We start from the raw sequence: 4,030 nt of genomic DNA, 5'->3' as shown, positions 1-4,030 counted from the left end.
CCAGCCTCTACCTCCGTTCTCTGTCCGCGCGCTGGCGGAAATCTTATTCAAACGCAAAACACGCGTTTGAATGATTTCCTACTTCAGCGATCGCGCGCGATTAGTTTGAGGGGACTGTTCTTTCTGTGAACAGAAAGAACCAAAGAAACTTTAGACGGATGCTGACGCATCCTCAAACTGCCGGCGACCCAAATCTTTGTCCACGCGGGCCCCACGTCCCGTGGACGGGCAAAATTACGTTTCGCTATGGCAGCCTCGGCCCCAAACTACACGCTACTACCGAGATCCCACAACTGCCCCGCCTCATCTTCCTGCCCCACAAAAAAGATCGGGGAGCAGACCGCTGTGTCCCGCAAATGCGGCCACAAAACGGTGCTCCCCGATCGGGTGACACACTATCGATAAAATAGACGACGGGCGTTTATTACTTAACCGTCTTGACGATTTCGGCGAATGCCGTCGGGTGGTTCATCGCCAGGTCGGCCAAAACCTTACGGTTCAAGGCGATCCCTTTGGCGTTCACTTTACCCATGAATTCGGAATAGGTCATCCCGTTAGCCCGCACGGCTGCGTTGATACGCTGAATCCAAAGGCCACGGAAATTCCGTTTTTTGTTTTTGCGGTCACGGTAGGCGTAGGTCAAACCTTTTTCTACCGTGTTTTTTGCGACGGTCCAGACATTCGAACGAGAACCGAAGTTCCCTTTGGCGAGCTTAAGAACCTTTTTGCGGCGAGCGCGACTGGCTACCGCGTTGACACTTCTTGGCATAATGATGCGATTTTCGATCGGCCGGCGGTCGACCCGTTCGGGCGACGCTTGGGGGAACCTGCGTGGGTTCCGCCGGACGCGATCTGGGTTAAAATAAAGTATCGCCCGGTTTTTATGGCCCCGGACGGAGGCCGTCGAACAGAATCTACTTCACGAGCATCAGCTTGACAGCCGGCGTGTCGGTAGCGCTCATCGTCCCGGTGTGGGTGAGGTTGCGTTTCTGTTTGGTCGTTTTTTTGGTGAGGATGTGGCTTTTGAAAGCGTGTTTCCTCTTCACTTTGCCGGTGCCGGTGAGCGTGAAGCGCTTCTTGGCGGCGGCAACGGTTTTCATTTTCGGCATGGTCGAAATTTATTTAGATGGTTAAAATAGTGTGTTTCCAACACAATGAATCCCCAGAAAACATCGGGATTACTTTTTCGCCTTCGGCGCGAGCATAATGCTCATCCGTTTCCCTTCGAGTTTGGGCATCTGTTCGACTTTGGCCCACTCTTCGAGGTCCTGGACAAACCGCAGCAGGAGAATTTCCCCCTGATCTTTGAAGACGATCTGGCGTCCGCGGAAGAAGACGTAGGCCTTGACTTTCGCCCCCTCTTTCAGGAAGTTTTCGGCGTGTTTGAGTTTGAAGTTATAGTCGTGGTCGTCGGTCTGAGGCCCGAACCGGATCTCTTTGACAACGACCTTAACGGCCTTGGCTTTAATCTCTTTGGCCTTTTTCTTCTGTTGGTACAGGAATTTCTGGTAGTCGATGATGCGACACACCGGCGGCTCGGCCTTCGGCGAGATTTCCACCAGGTCGAGTTCCTGTTCCTGTGCCATGCGCAACGCCTCCTGCAACGAGTAAACATCCTGCCGGGCGATATTTTCCCCGACTAACCGCACCTGCGGAGCGGTAATTTCCCGGTTGATCCGGTGGGGATTCTCTTTCTGTACGCGTCCGCGAAAGGGCGGGCGCGACGGTCTTGGGCGCGGTGGTAGTGCTATAGTTTTGTCCTCCTTAGTATATTTAGTCCAGGGTGTGGCGGTCGCAAAAAGCGTGCCGCACGTTACATGTTATCGGCAATAGGCCGAATCTCTTCGGCAACGAGGTCGGCCACCATCTTGGTGAAGGCGGCCAGAGTCATCGCTCCGCGATCCTTACCCTCGCCCTGCATCCGGACGGTGACGGTCTCGTCCCGCTGTTCGTTGTCGCCCACGATGAGCAGAATGGGTACTTTGGCCAACTCGTTATCCCGGATTTTGCGGCCGATTTTTTCGTCGCGGTCGTCGACGCGGGTGCGAATATCGCAATTATTCAGCAATTTAGCAACTTTTTTCGCGTAGTCGTTGTACTTTTCGCTGATGGGCAGTACGACGGCCTGCTCCGGGGTCAGCCACAGCGGGAATTTCCCGCCGGTATGTTCCAACAACACGGCGACGAACCGTTCCATCGATCCGAACGGGGCGCGGTGGATCATGATCGGCCGGTGTTCCTTGTCGTCCGATCCTTTGTAGGTCAGGTCGAAACGCTCCGGCAGGTTGTAGTCCACCTGGATCGTCCCGAGCTGCCACTTCCGCCCCAAGGCGTCTTTGACCATAAAGTCGAGCTTGGGCCCGTAGAAAGCCGCTTCGCCGGTCTCCACAATGGTCTCCAGCCCCTTTTCCGCCGCCGCTTCGATAATCGCGGTCTCGGCCTTGTGCCAGTTCTCGTCCGTCCCGATGTATTTCTCCTTGTTATCCGGATCGCGCAACGAAACCTGTGCCGTAAATTCCTTGAAGTCCAAGGTCTTGAAGATATACAGCACGATGTCGATCACCTTCTTGAACTCGTCTTTGAGCTGGTCGGGCCGACAGAAGAGGTGGGCGTCGTCCTGCGTAAACCCGCGCACACGGGTCAGCCCGTGTAGCTCCCCGCTCATCTCGTACCGGTACACTGTCCCGAACTCCGCCAGCCGAACGGGCAAGTCCTTATAAGAACGCGGTTTCGACCGATAAATTTCGCAGTGGTGCGGACAGTTCATCGGTTTGAGCAAAAATTCCTCGTTCTCGTCCGGCGTATGAATAGGCTGAAAAGAATCCTTCCCATACTTGGCATAGTGTCCCGAGGTGACATACAAGTCCTTCATCCCGATATGCGGGGTAATGACCTGTTCATACCCGTACTGTTTCTGCACCCCTTTGAGAAAATTCTCCAGCCGCTCTCTGAGCGCCGCCCCCTTGGGCAGCCACAGGGGCAAGCCCTGCCCCACCCGCGGACTGAAGGTGAAGAGTTCCAGCTCTTTCCCCAGCTTCCGGTGGTCGCGTTTCTTCGCCTCCTCGACCAGCGCCAGATATTCGTCGAGCATCGATTTCTTCGGGAAGGTAATGCCGTAAATCCGGGTGAGCATCTTCCGCTTTTCATCCCCGCGCCAGTAAGCCCCCGCCACGGCGGTCAATTTCACGGCCTTGATCGGAGCGGTATCCGCCAGGTGCGGCCCCCGACAAAGGTCGGTGTACGCGCCGTTGCTGTAGAAGGTAATCGTCCCGTCGGTCAAGTCGCCGATGAGCTCGCACTTGTACTCGTCGCCCTTCTTCGTATAGGTCTCCATCGCTTCCGCCTTGGAGACTTCGCGCCGCACGAACGGCTGTTTCTCTCTGGCGATTTCGAGCATCTTCTGTTCGATCTTCGCCAAGTCGCCTTCGGTAATCGGCGTCGGCGAGTCGACGTCGTAATAGAATCCGTTATCGATGGCCGGCCCGATCCCGAACTTGATGCCGGGATACAGCTGCTCGAGCGCCGCGGCCAACAGGTGCGACGAGGAGTGCCAGAAAGCATGCTTCGCCTCCGGTTCGTCCCATTTGTGGAACCGGACGGAGGCGCTGTTTTCGATCGGTTTCTGAATATCCCAGCTCTGTCCGTCCACGGTCGCGGCAAAGGTCTCCTGCGCCAGTCTCGGACTAATCGATTCGGCGATCTGAAGCGGCGTGACGCCTGCTGCGAACTGACGGCTGCTGCCGTCGGGGAATGTAATGTCGATCATACTTGCTCGGTGTGTAAAACGCCGTCCGCTCCGGCTCGGCGCGGACGGATTGACAAAGTTAGCCATTTTTCTCTGTTTCGGTACACGGAGGGGCGGAAAAGCGAACTTCCGAACGGTTTTTTCATCCGAGGGGTTGCACGAATCAAAAAAAGCGTTACCTTTGTCCCGCTTTCGTACTTCTCTGCGGTTTGCGGAGGGTGCGGCCTCTCGCCCAGGTGGTGAAATTGGTAGACACGCTACTTTGAGGGGGTAGTGCCGGTTGCG

Annotated in this window: 4 protein-coding genes; all 4 read right to left on the bottom strand. The window is 55.9% G+C overall.

Going from position 1 to position 4,030, the window contains the following annotated elements; all coding sequences use genetic code 11:
- Window positions 1–424 precede the first annotated feature (424 nt).
- The 4 genes from rplT to thrS all read right to left on the bottom strand — a co-directional run bounded on the left by rplT (window position 425) and on the right by thrS (window position 3,766).
- Complete coding sequence (rplT, locus tag Q9S52_RS10535; RefSeq protein ID WP_294591686.1) at window positions 425–769, bottom strand: 50S ribosomal protein L20; 345 nt, start codon at window positions 767–769, stop codon at window positions 425–427.
- Between the two features lie 145 nt (window positions 770–914).
- Window positions 915–1,109, bottom strand: coding sequence for a 50S ribosomal protein L35 (gene rpmI, locus Q9S52_RS10530; protein ID WP_294591688.1), 195 nt, complete (start codon window positions 1,107–1,109; stop codon window positions 915–917).
- A gap of 69 nt (window positions 1,110–1,178) precedes the next feature.
- Entirely contained in the window at window positions 1,179–1,751 is a 573-nt protein-coding gene (gene infC / locus Q9S52_RS10525) for a translation initiation factor IF-3 (RefSeq protein WP_294591802.1), read from the bottom strand.
- Between the two features lie 62 nt (window positions 1,752–1,813).
- The gene (gene thrS / locus Q9S52_RS10520) at window positions 1,814–3,766 is read right to left on the bottom strand and encodes a threonine--tRNA ligase (protein ID WP_297623925.1); all 1,953 of its coding nucleotides are present in this window, start codon (window positions 3,764–3,766) and stop codon (window positions 1,814–1,816) included.
- Window positions 3,767–4,030: the final 264 nt, after the last annotated feature.

The sequence above is a fragment of the uncultured Rikenella sp. genome (genome assembly GCF_948810725.1).
Lineage (GTDB): Bacteria > Bacteroidota > Bacteroidia > Bacteroidales > Rikenellaceae > Rikenella.
The sequence above is the reverse complement of the archived record's forward strand: the minus strand, read 5'-3'. Positions and strand labels throughout refer to the sequence as shown.